Raw genomic sequence first — 21,131 nt, 5'->3', positions numbered from 1 at the left:
ATTATGTGGGTGAGGCTCGTTCCTCTCTACGAGACGCTGCGCGAACGCTACCGCTAGCGCTATCGATCCCCACATAATTGCCAAATCATTGGTTTTTGATTTTCTTTTTAAGACTACGAATGAATTCACGGATTACCTCTGTTTGAGTTCTATCTTGTTCTTGGCAGTAGGTTTTTAATATCTCTAGTTCTTGTTCTGGAAGCCTAATATCTATACGAGTAGTCATATCCAAAAGTACGGAGTAATGCTGTACAATAGTTATATGCTACTAACTTATCAGTTCAAACTCAACCCGACTTCCGAACAAGTTGTCATTCTTGAGACTTGGGGTGAGTTGCTGCGTCGTCATTGGAACTACGCGCTCTCTGGGAGATTGGACTGGCTAAGGCGTACAAGGTCACAAATTGACCGATGTAGCTTGATTTCTGAGCCAATTGGGAGGATACCAGACAAACCTGATTACTATACACAAGCGAGTGACCTTAAGCGAACCAAAGAGCTATTTCCTGACTACAAAAACATTTATGTCGATTGCCAACAACAAAATCTGATGAGGTTGGACAAGGCGTGGAAACGATGGCTTATACCTGATAAGAAAGGTAAAAGAGGAGGTAAACCACGTTTTAAAAAGCGTGGTGATATATCTTCGTTCACATTTCCTCGTGTCAATTCACCCAAAGCAGGCGCACACCTAACAGGCAATACCCTCAAGCTTTCTAAGATTGGTGAGATTGAAGTTATCTTACATCGACCAATTCCAGAAGGATTTGAGATTAAGCAAGCAACAATTTTAAGTAAAGCTGATGGGTGGTATTGCAGTTTTTCACTCTTAGATAAAACTGTACCCGAATTGTTGCCGATTGACGAAATTAAAACGAGTACTGGCATAGATGTTGGGCTAGAAAAGTTTTTAACTACTGCTGATGGACAAAGTATTGAGGTTCCGCAGTATTACCGCGCATCTCAATCTAAATTAGCGCGTCAGCAGTGCAAGCTTGCAGGTAAAATTCATGGGTCTAAGAATTACCAAAAACAAGCCAAAAAGGTTGCAATTACTCATTTGCACGTTGCAAGGCAAAGAAAAGAGTTTCATTATCAAGTTACTCATTGGTTAGTTAAGTCCTATGACTTAATTGTTTTTGAAAACCTGAACATTAGAGGTTTAGCTAGAACACGGTTAGCTAAATCAATACTAGATGTTGCATGGGGTGCATTCCTCCAAATTATGCAAGCAGTAGCGGTAAAACGCGGCAAACATACAGTAGCAGTTGACCCCAGAGGAACAAGTATTAATTGTTCGAGTTGCGGCGAAAGAGTCGAAAAAACCCTTGCAATCCGTGTTCATAGTTGTTCTTGTGGACTGGTAATTGACCGCGACTGGAACAGCGCACTTAATATTTTAAAGCGTGGGTCGGTTGGACTACCGATTCCTGGCTGTAGAGGCTTAGACAGTAGTCAGCCCGTGAAGCAGCAAGTCTCATTTGTAAATTTGAGATGCTCCCGCTACACCGCTTGCGGTGTAGCGGGAGAGTTGTCACTTTAATTTGGAAAGCTTTTAACATGAAAATATTAGTTGTAGAAGATGATGAGTTAAATGCATACTCGCTCAGTGCCGTTTTGACTAACCAAAACTATGCGGTTGAAATTGCCACTGATGGTGATGCGGCTTGGGATTTTATTCAAACTTACGATTATGATTTAATCCTTCTGGATGTAGTGTTGCCCAAGCGGGATGGCATTAGTCTTTGTCGTCAAATCCGGTCTAGTGGTCTGCAAATGCCAATATTGTTATTGACGGGGTGCGATAGTGGTCATGAAAAAGCGATCGGATTAGATGCTGGTGCAGATGACTATGTAGTTAAACCCTTTGACCAAGAAGAGTTAATTGCTCGTATTAGGGCGCTGTTGCGTCGCAAGGGCGTAAACTCGAAACCTGTGCTGGAATATGGTAAGTTGCAACTAGATCCTAGTAGTTGTGAAGTGATCTACGCTGGCAATCTGCTGCCACTTACTCCAAAAGAGTATGCTCTGTTAGAGCTATTCTTGCGAAATACTCGGCGGGTATTTAGCTGCGGCATGATTTTAGAACATCTTTGGTCTTATGAAGATACTCCACAAGAAGAAGCTGTTCGTACCCATATTAAAGGATTACGACACAAACTTAAAGCTGTCGGAGCACCCAGTGATTTGGTTGAAACAGTTTATGGTATTGGCTATCGTCTGAAATCATTGGAAGAGGGAGTAGGGAGCAGAGGGGCAGGGGAGCAGGGGGGCAGAGGGGTAGGGGAGCAGGGGGAAAATTCCTCTCCTCTGCATCCTTCACCCCGCCCTTCTGCTTCTTCTCCTTCCCCAGTGCCTAATCTCAAATCACAGCAGCAAGCACTAGTGGCAGTTGCGGAAATTTGGCAACGATTTCAAGGGCGGGTGGACGAGCAGGTGAGGTTGCTGGAGGAAGCGATCGCAACTTTAAATCAAAATACTTCAAGTCCTGAATTGCTCTCTAGCGCAGCCAAAGAGGCGCATACCTTAGCAGGATCTTTAGGCACTTTTGGCTTGCCTCTTGGCTCAAAATTGGCACGCAATATCGAACTGCTGCTGAGTTCTGGTCAAACCTTGAGTAAATTTGAGATTAGCAACCTCGAAAGTTGGGTAAGGTTGTTGCGTCGAGAAATTGAGGGAAACAACACAGCGGTAATATCTGCATCATCAACCCCACAGGTATTAGAAACAGTGACGCAACCGCGGCAAAATGAACCATATACAGAAACGAAAATATTGGTTGTAGATGACGATCCGCAAATTCAGGCCTTGTTGCAAACTTTACTTAGTCCTTGGGGACTCAAGGCGATCGCTCTTGAAGATCCACTTCAGTTCTGGAAAACCTTAGAAGCAGTTGCGCCAGATATGCTGATTCTGGATGTGGAATTACCTTATACAAATGGTATAGAACTTTGTCAATTAGTACGCAACGATTCGCGCTGGAGTGAGTTACCTATCCTATTTCTCACTGTCCATAGCGATGCCGAGATAGTAAATCAGGTGTTTAGCGTTGGTGCTGATGACTTTGTAAGCAAGCCCATTGTCGGGCCAGAACTTGTAACCCGGATCGTCAATCGCTTAGAACGGTTGAAATTGCGGCAGCGCGTGACGCAGGGTGGAGAGGCAGGGGGGCAGAGGGGCAGGGGAGTAAGGGGAGCAGGAGAAGCAGGGGGGCAGGGGGGCAGGGGAGCAGGGGAAGTAAATTCTTCCTTGTCCTCCTTGTCCCCTTTACCACCCTCATCCTCCGCTTCTCACAACTTACAAGCTATTAACGAATTGGAATTGAGAGTAGCAGAGCGCACTGCTGAGTTGATTACCGTGAATCGACAGTTGCAATCACAACTTGATGAACGTCAGCGGACACAGGAAGAATTACGGTTTTCTCAAGCTCGATTTGCACGGATTTTAGATATTGCTGATGATGCAATTATTTCCATCAACGGGTTTCAAACCATCACCTTGTTTAATCAAGGAGCAGAGAAGATTTTTGGCTACTCTGCCCAGGAAGTTATTGGACAGGGACTTGATTTACTCTTACCGGAGCGTTTTTTCTACAAGCATCGTCAACATGTGCTTGACTTTGGCCAATCTCCCAATATTGCCCGACGGATGGGAGAACGGCGTGAAATCTACGGTCGCCGTAAGGATGGGACTGAATTTCCTGCGGAGGCTTCCATCTCCAAAATAGATATGAGTGATGAAATATTTTATACGGTTATCTTGCGGGATATCACAGAACGTAAGCAAATTGAACGGATGAAAGATGAATTTATTTCTGTTGTTAGTCATGAACTCCGCACGCCTTTAACTTCGATTCACGGCTCTCTAGGAATGCTAACCAGTGGTTTGCTACCAACAGACTCAGAACAGGGAAAACGTCTGCTGCAAATTGCTACTGATAGCACCGAACGCCTAGTACGCTTAATCAACGACATCCTAGATATTGAGCGGATCGAGTCGGGTAAGGCGAAGATGGAACCAGAAATCTGCAATATTGTTGATCTGATCACTCAAGCAGTAAATGTCATGCAGCCTCTAGCTGACAAAGCAGGGGTGAAAGTATCTATTTGTCCCTTATCTGGTCAAGTATTGGCAGATTGCGATCGCATTGTCCAAACTTTGACTAATCTACTCAGTAACGCGATTAAATTTTCGTCTGCTGGATCTACGGTTTGTCTAGGGGCGCAACAACAAGGGAATGAAATTTTATTGACAGTCAAAGATACTGGACGCGGTATACCAGCTGACAAACTTGAGAGTATTTTTGAGCGTTTTCAACAAGTTGACTCTTCAGATTCACGCAATCATGATGGTACTGGTTTAGGTTTGGCAATTTGTAAGAGTATTATGCAACAGCATGGCGGACGCATCTGGGCTGAAAGCACATTGGGCGAAGGTAGCACTTTTTACGTTACTCTGCCGTTATTTGAGACTTTCCAAAATACTGATTTAGAAGACTCTTCCAATATTCCCGTGATTCATAATTGTTACGATCCAAGTATAAATAGCCAACTAAGTCCAGATACAAAATTTTTGACTAAAGGGCGTGTTAGCACTCAGGAATCTGAACAACAGGTGATGGAGTTACTTCAGCGAATTACTTACAACCAACAAAAGGATAGCAGTGATGACAACAAAGCAAATTCTAGTGGTTGATAACGAGCAGTATATTCAAGAAGTTGCCAAGATTTGCTTGGAAACAGTCGCAGGCTGGGAAGTCAAGACAGCGAGTTCTGGTCAAGAGGGGATAATTAAAGCTGAGACTTACCAACCAGATGCAATTTTACTAGATGTGATGATGCCAGAGATGGATGGCATCACTACCTTTGAAAAGTTACAAGCCAATCCATTAACCAAAGCGATTCCGGTAATTTTGTTAACTGCCAAAATCCAAGCTTCCGATCGCCGTCGTTATACCCAGATGGGAATGATCAGTGCGATCGCTAAACCATTCAATCCCCTAGAATTAGCTGCTGAAATAGCTGTAGCCTTGGGCTGGAATCTTGAAAATTAGGGTAATACGGATTGCACTTCTACCATAACAGTTTGTAGTGGGGACTTCAGTCCCCAAAGCCAGGACTAAAGTCCTTACTACGAACATTTTGTAACACATTTCCAATGCAGAGCATGAGAACGAGATAAACGAGAGAACAAAGGGGTGCGATTCGTTGATTAGTGAATCACGGTAATCATCCCGTAAATAGCTAATCCAGCCCGACAGCAGATTACTGTCATTAAGGGCTGAACTCTCGGTCAGATGTAGGTGAAAGTCCTACCATTCAGACTCAGAATTGACTCCTTATCTGCCCACACCGAACAAGCTCGGTTCTTGTAGAGTGAAGCTGGGAACAGGGCGCAATCAGACAGCCGTTGCGGGTTGACACTGGCGCTAACAGGGAGTTCCTACGGCGAAACCGGGTCTAGAAAAGCAACTTATTTTCAAGCAGGGCGCAACATAAAAACCCCTGACTTCACTGGAGAAACAATTCCCGCCGCATATCGCCTTTAATAACGGTAAGAGTCAAGGGAATCCAGTAGTTGAATTGACCACGCCTAACGGAACAATCAATCTCACCGAGGGAACGAATAAAAACGATTTGTGAGTCTTGGGGCAGTCGAACCCCAGGTAGGCTAGACGAGAAGCGGAACTCTCACAAGTCGGGTAGGACAGACCGTAATTGGTCTGAGGTGTTCAGAATACACAAACCAGAGAAGAGAAAATGATTAGACGCAGTAGACATACTAGTGAATCTTGGAGAGCCTTACCGTGGAAGAAATTCCGCCGTAACCTTTTCCGCCTTCAAAAGCGCGTGTACAAAGCTGTTCAAGTTGGAGACAAACGGAAAGCTCGGTTACTCCAAAGGCTTATTCTAAAATCAACCTCGGCTCGATTTCTTGCAATTAGACTTGTATCTCAGCTAAATGCTGGCAAAAAGACGGCGGGTATTGATGGCAAAAAATCCCTCCCATTTGAAGAACGCTTCAACCTCGAAGAACTACTGAAAATGAATAGTGGAAATTGGAAGCATCAAGGGCTACGGGAAATCCCCATCCCCAAAAAGGACGGGACTACCAGAATGCTTAAGATACCAACCATCGCAGATAGAGCTTGGCAATGCCTCGCAAAATACGCACTAGAACCAGCACACGAAGCCACTTTCCATGCCAGAAGCTACGGGTTCAGAACTGGGCGCTCTGCCCATGATGCACAACAATACATCTTTGATAACCTAAGCTCACGAAGCAACGGAATAGATAAAAGAGTTATAGAACTCGATATCGAAAAATGCTTTGACAGGATTAATCACTCAGCAATAATGGAAGAACTCATTGCCCCCAAAGGCTTAAAACTCGGTATCTTCCGATGCCTCAAGGCTGGAGTCAACCCAGAATTTCCCGAACAAGGGACACCCCAAGGGGGAGTGGTCAGTCCTCTATTAGCTAACATCGCGCTCAACGGGATAGAAGATATACACAGATACCACACCGAATACAAATACGGTAAAAGTATCACAGGCAACACTTCCGAAAAGAAAATTGTCAAGCCATCAATCCGATACGCGGATGACATGGTTATTATACTCCGACCCGAAGATGATGCGACAGAGATACTTGAAAGAATCAGCGAGTTTCTCCGCAAACGCGGAATGAATGTAAGCCAAAAGAAAACCAAAGTTACCGCCGCGACAGATGGGTTTGATTTCCTCGGATGGCACTTCAAAGTCCAGAAAAACGGAAAGCTCAGAAGCACTCCCTCGTTGGACAACTTCAAAGCATTTCGTAAGAAAGTAAAACACATCGTCAACAACTCGAATTATGGTGCTACTACAAAGGCTGAGAAATTAGCCCCGATAGTCAGAGGCTGGAGAAATTACCATAAGTTCTGTAAGATGGACGGTTCTAGAAACTCCTTGTACCACATCGAAAAAAGAGCTTACAAGGTATTTAACAAGGAAACCAATCAAAACCGCTACTCTAGCAAGAAATTACTAGACAAGGCATTTCCAAATGTTTCCTACTCCGAAAATAGTCACGTCATGGTTAAAGGAATAAAATCCCCCTATGACGGAGACATTACCTACTGGAGCGAACGTAATAGCAAGCTCTACGACAGTAAAACCTCTAAAACTATGAAAGAGCAAAGCCATAAATGTGCTTCCTGCGGTCTGAAGTTCATTGATGAGGAACGGGTTCACCTGCATCACATCGACGGAAACCACGCCAACTGGAAGAAAAGTAATCTTGAAGCAATTCATGAGAGTTGCCACGATTACAAACACATGAGCAAAAGCGAAAGCTAAGAACATCGGAAGCTGGGTGCGGTGAAAGTCGCACGCCCAGATTTAACCGAGAGGTGCGGAGAATAATATCCCCCATCGACTCAACCAAATCGAGACTAATTATCGAAATCTGAGATTAACGGAAACCTAAAATTTCGGAAATCGCCGCTACAATATCCAAATAAAAGTTGCCTTTCACTGCCCGAAACAACTCAAATTTAGAGTCAGGGGCACCAAAAAATGGTCTGAGAAACCATCCTAGCTGCATACCAACAAAGGCATAAAGCAATAACCAGGATCTTAAAATAGTGGTGCGGGTTTTTTTGCCAACTTCATCTTGTTGAGAAAGTAATTGCATTCCTTCATAAAGGAATTTAACGCCAAAGATGCCTGTAATGCCAAAAATTAACACATTCAATAGTTTAAAAAACTGATAAGAATCGGGTGTAGTAATCAGAAAAAATAGCGTAACTGGTGCCAAGCTGAATAAAAGCACGCTAATCACTGACACAGAGGTGAGCAACACAACAAAATGCTGTTGAATGCTACTCCGGGAACCAAACAAAACATTAAAAAAGAACAAAGTCGGGAAACAAATAATCAGTGTTAATAAATAAAACGCTGGCAGCTTAATAGAACCAGATAATGCCTGTGCCCAACTGTTAGATGCACCGATAATTGCACCATAGATTGCAAAGAAAATGGAACTAGTTACGAATAGAGAACTAATTTTATTTTGTAATCTTATCCCCAGACGAATTTCTTCTAAGAAAGACTGGCGATCGCGCAATAAACTAATCAATACACCAAATTGTTGAATCCCGCGATTTTTCTTGTCCAACATGATTTTATATTTTTATATTTTGTGGAATTACTAATGACTAATTAACGGATTCCCAAAAGATAGCTAATAGCTTGAATCACACTCAGATAAAAGTTACCTTCTCTTTCGCGGAATAGTTCAAAGACAGAACCAGGTGTGCCAAAAAACGGTCTGAGAGTCCATCCTAACTGACTACCTACGAAAGCGTAAAGAAATAGCCAAAATTGTAAAATCTTTTGGCGTGTCTTGCTCCCTTCATTATCTTGCTCTAAAACTAAACTCGTGGCTTGATATAAAGACGAAACACCAATAAATCCAGTGATGGCAAAAATCAAGACATTTAACAGAATTAAAAACTGGTAATTATTGGTGGTAATTAAGAAAAACAGTGTGATTGGAGCAAAGCTAAACAAAAGTACGCTGGTGACTGAAACCGCAGTTAAAACTAAGGCTAAATGCTGGGCAAAAGTCCGCTTGGAACCAAAAATAATGTTTGCAAAGAACAACGTCGGAATACAAATCAAAAGTGTGATTAGATAAAGGGCTGGGAGTTTAATGGCGGAAGACAAAGCTTGCATCCAGCTATGGTATGCACCAATGATTCCGCCATAAGCTGCGATAAATAAGGAACTGCAAACTAGCAGCGAAATGATTTTATTTGGTAATCTCGTACCTTGGCGAATTTCCTCTAGAAATCCTTGGCGATCGCGCAGGAATCCAATCAGCACTGCAAAGTATTTGATTCCTGATGATTTCCGTTCAATCATGTTATCCTCACACAGAGATTATTCAAGTTTCATCTGAGTAATCACCGCCAGAACCATACTTCCAGGCATCAATCAAACGATGCCAATAATATTGTTGTTCTTTTGGTTGATTCTTAATCCATGTTTCTAGCATTGGACTTAGCGAAAACAAGGCAGTGTATACACCTAAATTACTGTAATGTAACATCCAATCTAACAAACTTGCCAAACCTACTTGCGGAATTATTTTGGCAACTATTCCAGGATGATATAAACCAGTTCTTAACAGTGTTTGCGTTAGTGCTGAAAATTGCACTATATCTTGTAAAAATGGTTTTAGCACTGGTGTACCCAACTGTTGCATTTCCTGAAATACCGCTGAGAGTAATTGGTTAATTTGATCTGGGGCAATTTTCTGATTTACACCAACACTCATCGCCCTTTGAAACAACCAGGTAACAGTCAAACTTGGCTGATAGGGTTGCAGCAGTGCTAAGGCTTTTGCAGATAATTGTTCTGTTTCCAGCGCTTCGGAAATGCCATAAGTTAAACGCTTCAGGTGACGCACCATTGCCCCAAAACCACCAAAACTCAAGGGAGATTGACTACCACTGCTATCTCCGGCTGGTAGAATGCGATTCCAAGGGGTTTTTAGCGGACTTTGGCGATAGGTGGGAAAGAAACCAAATAGTGCCCGTTGAAATTTCAGTTTGCTCAACTCCACTCCCTGATATTCTGGTAAGAGACGCAGATATTCTTCAAATAGAGCTTCTAAACTCAAACGTTGGGGTTCTGCATCCATGTAGGTAAACAAGTAAGTGGTTCTGCCATCCCTAGCTGGAAACGCTTCCCAGAAGTACTGACATTGATTCTGCAACGATGTAAATGATAACAACAAGTCGCCTGAGTGATTTTCCGGAAAACCTTGGGCGCAACTTCCCACAACCAAGCACAGCGCGTCTGGTTTTTTGCCTTGGCGTGCTTGTTGAGTGATGGGTGAAAAATGTCCCATCGCGTCGATTAATAACCGAGTTTTGAATTGGTTATTTACCATCACCCCATCTGGATGAACTACTGCTTCGCTAAAGGGTGTATTTTCTAACAACTTTCCCCCGGCGGCGAGAAATCTAGTTTTCAAGGTAGCGAGTAGATAAACTGGATCTACACCGATATTCAAAACATCCTCTACCCAAACTTCTGTACCGCCAGCAAAACTAACTCGCGCTGGGTTATATTGAGTGGCGATCGCACTCTCTAATTCTTCCTCAGTCAGCAAGTTCAATTCCACAAATACATCTAATTCTTTGCGAGAAATATTCCACTCTTGTTCCCTCCCCCGCAAAATACCGCGTTCCAGCAACGCTACCCGCAGTCCCTTAACCGCCAAGGCGCAACCAATTAAAATCCCTAAAGTGCCACCGCAGATAATTACATCGAAGTCTACAACGCCTAAAGGCTGTTGACTTTCTTTAACTAACGTTGGTACTGGTGCGGTGTTTTCGCGCCTAGATGTGAGAATGCGATCGCCTTGACGCAATCTTCCTAAAACATCGCCGGCTAATTGGGAAAGAATTTCTTCAGTTAAAGACATTTTGGAAAAACTAAACTCTATATTCCAAAACTACCTGAGAATGAAGAACGTAGTTGAATAAAAAGACCTCTCTCTGGTTTTTCTACCTAAAAATGTTCCTCGCTGATTAACCAGCGTTTTACCCCACCCTAACCCTCCCCTTGTAAAGGGGAGGGAACTAGATTGCTTTTTTCCCCCCTTTACAAGGGGGGATTAAGGGGGGTAATTCGACTTTTGTATAGTCGGAAAAGGAGAGAATTGAGCTTTAATTTAAGGCTAGGAGAGGTTTGTCTAACTCGCGTTAAATTATCCCAAACCGAATAATTTTGCGATCGCAGGCAATAATTTATTACCCGCTTCTACCAGAGAAGCAACAGCAGGTAAGCCTGTAAATATCCCTTTCAACATGGTGATTGCAGTTTTTGCCGTCTTTTGCTTAGTCAATTCTTGGGGATTTTTCCCCGCTTCTGCCAAACTGTTCACCTGTTCTAGCGCTTCAGCTTTGTCTTCTTCTGACAAATATGTGGATTGGATGATCGCATCTTGCAACTGCGACAATAATTCTTTGATTCCTGGTTTCTCGGCATCGGTTGCATCAGGTAACTGATTGAGGGCAATACTCACGTTACCGCTAATGGTTCCTAGATTAGCAATAGAATTATTGCCAGCGATACCGCTAACATTACTGCTGCCTTCAATATTGATGCCGCTGATATCTGACATATTTGTATCTCCTTGTGTATAAAATTTTGGCTGCTTGAGAGCAGTATCTACCATATTTTCTAAACTAATAATGCGTTTATCTTTTTCTACCAGCAATAATTGCTGACTCTGCGATAAAGCTTTGAGTTGATTATAGTCATCAAAATATTCTGCACTCAGTTGAGATTTATCGCTACCTGCGGCGGTTTTGGCTCTGAGCAAGATTTTATCTTCGCCGCGTTTCTCCATTGCCACGATTTCTAACTCAGCTTCGGGATGGTTTTCGGCAAGGTTTTTGAAAGCGATTGCCACAGCGCGAGGGTCAACGCCTTGATTATGGTAAAAGGTCGAGGGTGTCAAAAATTGGCTTGATAAAGTTGGCAAAATCCCCGTCTGCAAATACCTCTTGTTTGTTATCAGGTTTGCGGAGAGGATCGGGATCTTCTTTGGTGGGTAAGCGCATGAAGATATATTCACACCTCACCCCATACAATTTAGTTGTATTTGTAATGCCCCAATCTTCAATGTACGCGCCTGTGAGTGTTGCACCTGTTAAATCTGTGCCGTCTAGTTGCGTTTGCTTCAGCTTTGCTCTTGACAAATCGGCATCTTGCAAATTGGCTTCACTGAGATCAGCGCCGATAAAGCTGGTATCAGCTAGGTTTGCTGCTTGTAAGTTAATACCTCGTAGGTTTTGACGGTCAAAATTTTTTTCCTGTCCCTGTCCTGTAATCAGCAGTTCACGTACTTGTGAGTTTTGAAGATAAGTTGAACCAGGACGAACACGATCAAGCATTTTGGCTTGATGCCAACAGCTACAGATAAGGATAGTGTTTCGCAAATCTGTACTTTTGAGCGTAGCTTGGGTGAAATTAGCATTGGTTAAGTTAGCGCCACGAAAACTTGTACCTCCTGTAGCTGCAAAAGCGATCGCGATATTACGAACAAAGAAATATTCTTCGTTTCCTTTCATCGCTTGCCAAGCGATGTAAATACTCAGTAACGTTCCGGCGATGGCGATGGCGACGGCGATGGCGGCGATCATGGCGATGGCAAGGGCAACGGCGAAGCTATCGCCGACGAAGCCAACAACGGCAAAGACAACGGCGACAGAGAAGGCTAAGGCTCTCGCTACTAAGCCTCCGGCGACGGCAAAGCCTCCGGCGACGGCAAAGCCTCCGGCGACGGCGAAGTTTCCCGCTACTACGGTTAAGACAAAGGCTAAGACAAAGGCGAAAGGAAAGGCGAAGGCGAAAGCTCCTGCTCCTACTACTACGGCTGCGGCAAAGGCTGCGGCAAAGGCTATGCCGAAGGCTACGAGTCCTAAACCAGTTCCTACTTCTTGGCTATTTGTGAAGATGAAATAGGCAATCAATAGGATTAGGACAATACAGCCGATAATCGAATTTTGTGCAAAAGCACGAAATATTATTAACACAAAATAACCGTCGACAAACCATAAAATTCCCGACAGTCCCGACGACAGCCATGATACAAGGACTAGGAGAATTGCCCAACGTCGTTGCAGTCCAGCTTTAGCATGGCTGAAGTTTGCCCCTGTTAAATTAGCGTTGGTGAAGTTTGCCCCTCGGATGTCGGCATAGCTAAAGTTTGCACCCGCAAGGTCTTGTCCTTTGAAGTTGCGTCCTCGGAGATTTTGACCGGAAAAGTCTAAAGCCATGTTCCACTTTACAGAGGTGAGCAAATTTTACTACACGCTCCCCCTGAAAATTTAGGAATGGTTAGATATATTTGTTAGTTGAGGATAAAAGGTGCAATTTCGAGGATCAAACGTGCAACTTTGAGGATAAAAGGTGCAACTTCGAGGATCAAACGTGCAACTTCGAGCTTCAGAAGGTCAACGTCGAGCCTCAGAAGGTCAACGTCGAGGTTAAAAGCCGCAACTTCGAGGATAAAAGGTGCAACTTCGAGGCTCAGAAGGTCAACGTCGAGCTTCAGAAGGTCAACATTGAGGTTCTGAAGCTCATTGTTGAAGTACAGCCAATACGGTTTGGCTGGGTAATAGTAATTGAGAGTTCACTTCCGTCCTGCCAAGACTTGTTCGGCACTCAAATCCAACTGTGGAAAAGTAAAAGAGATGATGCGTTCTTGTCCTCGGAATGTAACAGCATCATAGAACCCTTCTACTAGAGTGCATATTGTTACTATCTCTTGAATTGGGTCAACAATCCAATATTCGGGAATTTCCAGAACAGCATACTCAGAACGTTTGCTGCGATAGTCTGTGGTTTGTGTAGATTCGCTGACGACTTCTACCACTAATATGGGGGGAGTTTCATTGAGTTCGATTACAGCCTCTCGATTAGAAAGTGCTTCCCACTGCTGTGTTGGTAATACTACTACATCTGGAATTCGTGAGGTGTCCCAGCGTCCCCCTCGTGGAGAACGGACTCCGACAGAAAACTTTTGCGCTGTCCAATTGTGACCCATTTTGGCGCTTTCATCATCAAAGCTTCGTTCTAAAAACTTGGAGATGCCACCGTGCTTGCCAGTGCCAAGGCTCATGGGAATTAATTCTCCATCTACCAATTCATATTGGGTATCCGTGCCATCGTTATACTTAAGATACTCTGCAAAAGTAAATTTTTTTGTGGTTGCAGTCATAGCGATACCTACGGTGGGCTGCGCCTACGCAATTCTTATCAATGGCTCAATACAGTTATTCTACTTGTATTACAGGAAATACTGATTGAACGCTCAAAATTAATTACTATTCTTACAGGCGCGATTTCGATCATTTTAGCGATCAATACTTTTTTACTTGATTCACAAAGAAATTTAGCTCTTTGTCTGACTAATTTTTTGGTGGAATCATTAACTGTCATGATTGAGAAATGATTTTGGCATTAAGCAAGGTAAAAATTCTATCAAGTTCCAATATGCCTGCCAATTCAGCATCTTCCTCGCTTGTTAGCAATCCAGCTTTCTTTTTCTCAGACAATTCTTCGAGTCGAGACTGTAATTCTTCAGTAAATTTAAACAAATATATGTCCCTAACTTTACTGAGTTTGATTCCAGAATCTACCCAGAATGAAGGTTGAACCATCATTTGAGTAATCATAAGCTGTATGTCTCGTTTAATTTAGCGGACTGGTGGTATTTTAACAGCGAGAAAGTAATTGTTTCGTCACGAACATAATCTGTTGTATAAATTTGCCCATTTTCAGCGATGTCTGATGACAAGCCGCTTCTCTACGTTCGCGTAGCGTGTCGCAGACAGACGCTTTGCGAATGCGTCTACGCATATTGGTAAGCTTCTGTGGCTTGTTGGTGATAGCTGCTCTGGCAGTTGTTTAATAGCGCCAAAGATAGCTTGTTTCATTGTCATGGCAATAGCTCAATGTTGCTAACAAGATGTATATCGTCAAGTGTGTCATGTGTTTCTCAAGTATTAATGTAGAGATAGGCACTGCACAATAACTTGTATTACAGGAAATACTGATGGAACGCTCGAAAATAATTGCTATTCTTACAGGCGCAATTTCGGTCATTTTAGCGATCGCTTACCTCATCATAGTCCAACTACTAGACTACCGGGACATGAAACCCGCCCCCATCAGCCAATTTGACCAAGCACCTGCAATTATTTCTGTTGTTTGGCAGATTGACAAAATTACCAAAGTGTAAACTGCATTTAGCTGACTTGTAGAGAAAGACGCAATCAATTGCGTCTTTTGTCGTTTATGTCAATGAGTAAAAATTCATAATGACTATTGCTAAAACCAACAGTAATTCATAGATAAAAAGCAATACCTATTATTCATTACTCAAATGGTCGATTATATAAGATTTATTTAGAGGAATTATCTCAGATTTGTTTAGATAAAGTAATTCCATTTTGTCAAATATAACGGTAAGCTGTTTCTAACAAAATTAAATAAAGATAAATTTGTCTTATCTGCCTAGGGGTAGCTCATCGTAGACATCGCTGGGTTAACAGGGATCAACGCTAGCTGATTCCAAACCCCAACTTTTTGATACAAATTTAGAGGTTAAGTTGATGGCTCAGTTTCTACTTGAGACTGTTTGGCTAGTTCCTTGCTATGCCTTAATAGGTGGCTTGTTAGCCGTGCCTTGGTCGCCGGGGATCATTCGGAAAACGGGGCCAAGACCGGCTGGTTATCTAAACTTGGTGATGACATTTTTGGCGTTTGTGCATAGTGCGATCGCCTTACAAGCAACTTGGAATTATCCAGCCCAAGAAGTATTTATACCTTGGTTATCTACAGCTGGTTTAGACCTCACTATTGCTTTGGAAATATCCTCAGTTAGTGTTGGCGCTTTAGTTGTGATTACTGGGTTGAATTTGCTGGCGCAAATTTATGCCATCGGCTACATGGAAATGGATTGGGGTTGGGGACGCTTCTATTCCTTATTAGGCTTATTTGAAGCGGGACTATGTGCCCTTGTTCTGTGTAATAACTTGTTCTTCAGCTATGTAATTTTGGAAGTCCTCACACTGGGAACCTACCTACTAGTCGGCTTATGGTTTAGCCAGCCGTTAGTAGTTTCAGGTGCTAGAGATGCTTTCTTAACCAAGCGGGTAGGAGATTTATTCTTGCTGATGGGCGTATTGGCATTATGGCCCCTCGCCGGAACTTGGAGTTATCCAGAACTAGCCGAGTGGGCGGCTACTGCTGATGTCAACCCGACAACAATCACACTGGTAGGTTTAGCCTTAATTGCTGGGCCGATGGGTAAGTGCGCCCAGTTCCCCCTGCATTTATGGTTAGATGAGGCAATGGAAGGCCCAGTTCCTAGTACGATTTTGCGGAACTCGGTAGTAGTTGCTAGTGGTGCATGGGTGCTGATTAAACTGCAACCTGTGTTAACCATCTCGCCCATAGTTTCCTCAGCGATGGTGGGAATTGGGGTAGTGACAGCAGTGGGTGCTTCGTTAATTGCGATCGCTCAAATCGATATTAAACGCTGCCAATCCTATTCTGTCAGTGCATACATGGGTTTAGTGTTCATCGCTGTGGGAACGCAACAATACGAAGCGGCGCTGTTGTTGGTACTCACCCATGCTATATCGGCAGCCCTGTTGGTGATGAGTACTGGGGGAATTATTTGGAATAGCATCACCCAAGATGTCACCCAATTAGGCGGATTGTGGACGCGTCGCCCGATTTCTGCGATCGCTTTTATCGTCGGGACTTTGGGATTAATTGGCTTTCCACCACTGGGTAGCTTTTGGGCGCTGATGGAACTAGCAGATGGATTGTGGGAAACACAACCTTGGTTAGTGGGAGTAATAATCGCGGTAAATGCTTTAACAGCCGTGAGTTTAACCAGAGAATTCGCTTTACTTTTTGGTGGTAAAGCTACACAAATGAGTCAGCGATCGCCTGAAGCACACTGGCCAATGGTTCTGCCAATGATGATTTTACTTGGTGTTAGTCTACATCTTCCTTTGGTGTTGCAAAGCTTATCACTTTTACCCAATTGGGCAACTGTAAATAAAGATGTCGCACTACTTTTAATTTGGTCGAGTATTTTCGGTTGCAGTATCACTGGAGTGATTTATTTAGGCAATATTCCTAAACCGATTCGCCTCCCTTGGCAAGGCTTGCAGGATTTGTTTGCATACGACTTTTACACTCCCAAACTCTATAAAATGACCATTATTTTTGGAGTTGCCAAAATTTCTCAACTTGCCGATATGATTGACCGCTTTGTAGTCGATGGCATCGTTAATTTCGTTGGTTTATTTTCGCTATTGGGTGGTGAAGGTCTTAAATACAGCACCTCTGGTCAAACCCAGTTTTATGCCTTAACCGTTCTTTTAGGAGTAGGTTTTTTAGGGATGTGGGTAGCTTGGCCATTTTGGGGAATACAGTTTTTAAATTTAATTTCCCACATCTCGACACTTGGATAGTCAAGCACCTTTTCATTACAAGCAGCCAGTTTAATATTTTGAGGAGAATACCATGAGTAGACTAAATTCCAAATTCAATCTTTCCAGAAGAAGTTTATTCAAGTTTGGTGCAGGTGCGATCGGTACAGGTGTAATGACAGCCGGACTTAGCTCAAACTTACTTGCAGCCGAAACAAAAGTCCCAGTAGCGCCAGCAAAAGATGATATTACCCCTGATAAAGCATTGCAAGAATTATTAGATGGAAATGAAAGATTTGTTCAAGCAAAACGTCGCAATCCTCACCAAAGTCAATCACGTTTAGTCGAAGTTGCCAAAAGTCAAAAGCCCTTTGCTTCTATTCTAGGCTGTGCAGATTCACGAGTGCCTTCAGAGATTGTTTTTGACCAAGGGCTTGGAGATATATTTGTCTGCCGTATAGCTGGTAATATTGCCACAACACAGCAAATTGGTAGCTTAGAATTTGGCAGCTTAGTATTAGGTACTAAAGTCATCATGGTAATGGGACATGAAAGATGTGGTGCAGTAGATGCCGCAATTAAAGGTGCTCAAGTTCCAGGGCAAATTGGAAGTTTACTTGAAGCAATTAAACCAAGCGTAGAAAAATCAAAAGATGAATCAGGAGATAAGTTAGAAAACGCTTGTAAAGCAAATATTTTAGCACAAGTTGAAAAATTGAAATCATCGTCAGTTTTATCTGAGTTAATCAAGGCAGAAAAGCTGAAGGTAGTTGGTGGTTATTACGATTTAGATACTGGCAGAATCAGTCTAGTTAGTTAGATTTTTGTGAGAATTCAGCACCCAGAAGTCAGAATTTAAAAGGAATGCAGGATGAATTAGTACATTTATGTATCAAATTTTCTCCTAATTCTTTTAAAGATTCTGAATTATGTTATGAATAGCGGGGCGTTTAGCTCATTTTGATTCATGAATTCTTACGATTTTTTAAGTCTCGTTTCCAGGTTCCACCTGGAAATGTACTTCGTTGATCTGCTACCGCGAATTCAGAGACATTTATAACAATTACCAATTTTCTAAAATCCCAAATTGCCATGTTAAGTGTTTTGATTTGGCTGCCAATTTTAGCTGCTGCTCTCATAGCAATATTACCTGTAAGCTTCCCTCAACATCGCATTCGTTTAACAGCATTAATTTTTTCTGGTATAGTTCTTTTTTGGAACCTTTTTATTCTGCTAAAATTTGATATTAGCAATCCAGGGATGCAATTTAAAGAGTATTTGCCCTGGAATGAAACTCTGGGATTAAGCTATCAATTAGGTGTCGATGGGCTTTCTATATTAATGTTGGTGTTAAATAGCCTGCTCACCTGGATTTCTATTTACAGCAGTAGTAAAGAAACTGAGCGACCCCGGCTGTTTTACTCCATGATTTTATTAGTTAGTGGAGGAGTTGCAGGCGCTTTTCTAGCAGAGAATTTACTATTGTTCTTCCTATTCTACGAGCTAGAATTAATCCCCTTCTACTTACTAATTTCCATTTGGGGAGGGGCAAAACGGGGTTATGCTGGGATGAAATTCCTGATTTATACTGCTGTTTCGGGAGCATTAATTCTGGCGACCTTCTTAGGTATGGTGTGGCTGAGTGGTTCTACCAATTTTGCTTTTGATGCAGTCTCTACAGAAAACCTGTCAACAGCAAAGCAAATCCTTTTACTAGCAGGAATAGTATTAGGTTTTGGGATTAAAATTCCCTTAATTCCCTTTCATACTTGGCTACCCGATGCTTACGTTGAAGCTTCAGCACCAATTGCGATTCTTCTTGGTGGCGTGTTAGCAAAACTGGGAACCTATGGACTGCTACGATTTGGTTTGGGTATGTTTCCCCACGCTTGGAGCATTATTGCGCCGACTTTAGCAATTTGGGGAGCAATCAGCGCTATCTATGGAGCAGTAATTGCGATCGCTCAAACAGATATCAAGCGCATGGTAGCATACAGTTCCGTCGGTCACATGGGCTATATTTTGTTAGCTGGTGCTGCTAGTACTCCCTTAGCACTCGTTGGTGCAGTCGCCCAAATGTTCAGCCACGGTATCATCCTAGCCATTCTCTTCCACTTGGTAGGAGTTGTAGAAGCCAAAGTAGGAACCCGCGAGTTAGATAAACTCAACGGTTTAATGAGTCCCATACGCGGTTTACCTCTAATTAGCGCCTTACTAGTTTTAAGCGGGATGGCTAGCGCAGGTATTCCCGGTTTAACAGGATTTATCGCGGAATTTATTGTCTTTCAAGGTAGTTTCTCTGCTTTCCCCATTCCAACAATTTTGTGTATAGTAGCTAGTGGATTAACCGCAGTTTATTTTCTCATCCTCCTCAACCGCACCTGTTTTGGCAGACTAGATAACTTCGCCTACTATCCCAAAGTCCTTTGGTCTGAGAAAATACCAGCTTTAATTTTGGCAGCTTTTATCATCTTTTTAGGAGTACAACCCACTTGGTTAGTCCGTTGGAGTGAATCTACAACGACAACAATGGTGGCTGCAATTCCCTCCTTAGAAAAAACTGTAATCTCCGAAGTAGCCCTAAAATAGGAAATCCATCAAAACACTTGTAGAGACAGCGATTTATCGCGTCTCAAAACCTATCCCCCCAGACACAATTTATCGCGTATCAAAACCTATCTCACAGACGCGATAAATCGCGTCTCTACAAATTTACAATTACCATGACAGCAATTAAAACAGCAATTAAATTACCTCCTTCTAAACACGAATTTGCCGATGTAATTCATCGCTTAGAAGCTGGCGGTGCAATGTTACCCGATACTCCAGAAAATTTGATGCAAATTATCGGTTTATATAAAGCTTATGCTGTACCGATGGATTTTTACTGGCGTGACCTACTTTATATTGCCGAACGCGAATTTTTAAACCCGCTTCCCTTCTTTAAATACTTCTTACCCAAAGAGTATTTAGAACTGCATAATCATTATGCTGGCGATGATGCCGATTTACGAATTTGGCGCGGTGAAGCTACTGCACATCCAGAACTTTTAGCATTTATTGAAAAGGGTGAAACCTTCAAAATGCCAAAGTTGTTGCATCACTTGTTCCACGATCGCATTAACATGGAATTTGCAGAAGCTTGTATGCGGGCAATGTTGTGGCATAGAGGCATGGGTGGACAATTTGACCCTTACCTAGATTCAGACGAATACAAAGCCAACGCCGACAGAGCAATTAAAGCTTACTTCCAAGGGAACCCCGTCATGCTGGGACTTTACAAGCTGTTCCCCGATATGTTTTTGGAACAGTGTCGCCAGATGTCATACTACGCTAATCTGGGCTTATTCTGGGAAATCATGGCCCCTGTATTCTTTGAAATGTCCGACCGCTATGACGAAGGTACGATTAGCAGCGTCCCAGAGGCGATGAATTTTTTAGTTAATGGTATATTTGCGATCGCAGGTCGTCCAATTTACCATCACGTTTATATTCGTGGCGAATGCTACGAAATTGTTCCAAAATCCAAGGGTTTCATGTGGCTATATGAAGCCGCATTACCATACGTCGAAGCTGTTTTCTACCGCACCGCACCCTTCCGCGGCACAAAATCTTATAATGCTCAAGCGCGTCAAGTACCAGAAGACCAAAAAGACTTTCACTATGGTATTCTTTACGCTGATGTATTCCCAGTCGGTACTGCCGGCATCCCCCCAACATTATTAATGCAAGATATGTTGCACTTTTTGCCACCCTATCTTGTTGATTACTACAGCCAACATTGCCGGGGTGAAGAAGATATGTTGATTCAGTTGGGAGTTAGTTTTCAACGCTCAATGTACTGTGTCACTTCTGCGGTAATTCAAGCTTTGCGAACTGCACTTTTATATCCATTAGATGACCAAAATCCTAAGCATTTACAAGCCAATCGAGATTTTTTTGAAATGCAGTTAAATCGCTTTACTCGACCCGAATATAACATTCGTGATGCTGCTCGCTTGGGGAGTATTCAGAGTCAAGATTATAGATGAGAGATGCCCTCAACCCCCGTTAAAATGGGTGAAAAATGTGCAGGTAAAGTCAAGAAAGTGAGAGGTAAAGCAATAATTCCGGC

17 protein-coding genes are annotated in these 21,131 nt (G+C 42.8%); 9 read left to right on the top strand and 8 right to left on the bottom strand.

Going from position 1 to position 21,131, the window contains the following annotated elements; all coding sequences use genetic code 11:
• Positions 1-85: 85 nt before the first annotated feature.
• Positions 86-226 carry a ribbon-helix-helix protein, CopG family gene (locus ACWATR_RS08695; RefSeq protein ID WP_460331443.1) on the bottom strand — a complete coding sequence of 47 codons (141 nt, stop codon included), beginning with the start codon at positions 224-226 and terminating at the stop codon, positions 86-88.
• Positions 227-244: 18 nt separating this feature from the next.
• Here ACWATR_RS08695 and ACWATR_RS08690 point away from each other — a divergent pair, with 18 nt between their 5' ends.
• From ACWATR_RS08690 to ACWATR_RS08675, 4 genes are all read left to right on the top strand, one after another.
• Positions 245-1,543: an RNA-guided endonuclease InsQ/TnpB family protein gene (locus ACWATR_RS08690; protein WP_460331441.1), complete on the top strand. Its 1,299-nt coding sequence runs from the start codon at positions 245-247 to the stop codon at positions 1,541-1,543.
• Between the two features lie 17 nt (positions 1,544-1,560).
• Positions 1,561-4,695, top strand: coding sequence for a response regulator (locus ACWATR_RS08685; RefSeq protein ID WP_460331439.1), 3,135 nt, complete (start codon positions 1,561-1,563; stop codon positions 4,693-4,695).
• Positions 4,667-5,053 (top strand): response regulator, encoded by a 387-nt coding sequence (locus tag ACWATR_RS08680; protein WP_460331437.1) that lies wholly within the window; start codon positions 4,667-4,669, stop codon positions 5,051-5,053. Before ACWATR_RS08685 ends, ACWATR_RS08680 begins: the two co-directional genes overlap by 29 nt.
• A gap of 706 nt (positions 5,054-5,759) precedes the next feature.
• Positions 5,760-7,340, top strand: a complete 1,581-nt coding sequence (locus ACWATR_RS08675) for a group II intron reverse transcriptase/maturase (RefSeq protein ID WP_460331435.1) — start codon at positions 5,760-5,762, stop codon at positions 7,338-7,340.
• Positions 7,341-7,455: 115 nt separating this feature from the next.
• Here the strand turns inward: ACWATR_RS08675 and ACWATR_RS08670 are convergent, their stop codons facing one another.
• The 7 genes from ACWATR_RS08670 to ACWATR_RS08640 all read right to left on the bottom strand — a co-directional run bounded on the left by ACWATR_RS08670 (position 7,456) and on the right by ACWATR_RS08640 (position 14,242).
• Positions 7,456-8,163 carry an actin-binding WH2 domain-containing protein gene (locus ACWATR_RS08670; protein WP_460331433.1) on the bottom strand — a complete coding sequence of 236 codons (708 nt, stop codon included), beginning with the start codon at positions 8,161-8,163 and terminating at the stop codon, positions 7,456-7,458.
• 41 nt (positions 8,164-8,204) lie between these two features.
• Positions 8,205-8,909 (bottom strand): actin-binding WH2 domain-containing protein, encoded by a 705-nt coding sequence (locus tag ACWATR_RS08665; protein ID WP_420761868.1) that lies wholly within the window; start codon positions 8,907-8,909, stop codon positions 8,205-8,207.
• A 22-nt stretch (positions 8,910-8,931) separates the two neighbouring features.
• Entirely contained in the window at positions 8,932-10,479 is a 1,548-nt protein-coding gene (locus ACWATR_RS08660) for an FAD-dependent monooxygenase family protein (RefSeq protein WP_460331431.1), read from the bottom strand.
• A gap of 285 nt (positions 10,480-10,764) precedes the next feature.
• Positions 10,765-11,520, bottom strand: a complete 756-nt coding sequence (locus ACWATR_RS08655; RefSeq protein ID WP_460331429.1) for a hypothetical protein — start codon at positions 11,518-11,520, stop codon at positions 10,765-10,767.
• Positions 11,495-12,841: a pentapeptide repeat-containing protein gene (locus tag ACWATR_RS08650; protein ID WP_460331427.1), complete on the bottom strand. Its 1,347-nt coding sequence runs from the start codon at positions 12,839-12,841 to the stop codon at positions 11,495-11,497. The genes ACWATR_RS08655 and ACWATR_RS08650 overlap by 26 nt, the downstream gene beginning before the upstream one ends.
• Before the next feature lie 356 nt (positions 12,842-13,197).
• Positions 13,198-13,785, bottom strand: coding sequence for a Uma2 family endonuclease (locus ACWATR_RS08645; RefSeq protein ID WP_460331425.1), 588 nt, complete (start codon positions 13,783-13,785; stop codon positions 13,198-13,200).
• 217 nt (positions 13,786-14,002) lie between these two features.
• Positions 14,003-14,242, bottom strand: coding sequence for a hypothetical protein (locus tag ACWATR_RS08640; RefSeq protein WP_094347747.1), 240 nt, complete (start codon positions 14,240-14,242; stop codon positions 14,003-14,005).
• Between the two features lie 380 nt (positions 14,243-14,622).
• Between ACWATR_RS08640 and ACWATR_RS08635 the strand changes: the two genes are divergently transcribed.
• The 5 genes from ACWATR_RS08635 to ACWATR_RS08615 all read left to right on the top strand — a co-directional run bounded on the left by ACWATR_RS08635 (position 14,623) and on the right by ACWATR_RS08615 (position 21,048).
• Entirely contained in the window at positions 14,623-14,808 is a 186-nt protein-coding gene (locus ACWATR_RS08635) for a hypothetical protein (protein WP_460331423.1), read from the top strand.
• 373 nt (positions 14,809-15,181) lie between these two features.
• Positions 15,182-17,059, top strand: a complete 1,878-nt coding sequence (locus ACWATR_RS08630) for an NAD(P)H-quinone oxidoreductase subunit F (protein ID WP_460331421.1) — start codon at positions 15,182-15,184, stop codon at positions 17,057-17,059.
• 52 nt (positions 17,060-17,111) lie between these two features.
• Entirely contained in the window at positions 17,112-17,837 is a 726-nt protein-coding gene (locus tag ACWATR_RS08625; RefSeq protein WP_460331419.1) for a carbonic anhydrase, read from the top strand.
• A gap of 272 nt (positions 17,838-18,109) precedes the next feature.
• Positions 18,110-19,606 carry an NADH-quinone oxidoreductase subunit M gene (locus ACWATR_RS08620; protein WP_460331417.1) on the top strand — a complete coding sequence of 499 codons (1,497 nt, stop codon included), beginning with the start codon at positions 18,110-18,112 and terminating at the stop codon, positions 19,604-19,606.
• 134 nt (positions 19,607-19,740) lie between these two features.
• Positions 19,741-21,048 (top strand): CO2 hydration protein, encoded by a 1,308-nt coding sequence (locus ACWATR_RS08615; RefSeq protein ID WP_460331416.1) that lies wholly within the window; start codon positions 19,741-19,743, stop codon positions 21,046-21,048.
• The last annotated feature ends 83 nt before the right edge of the window (positions 21,049-21,131 follow it).

Source organism: Nostoc sp. UIC 10890 (assembly GCF_054786515.1).
Note: the sequence above shows the minus strand (reverse complement) of the source record. Positions and strands in the feature narration are given on the sequence as shown.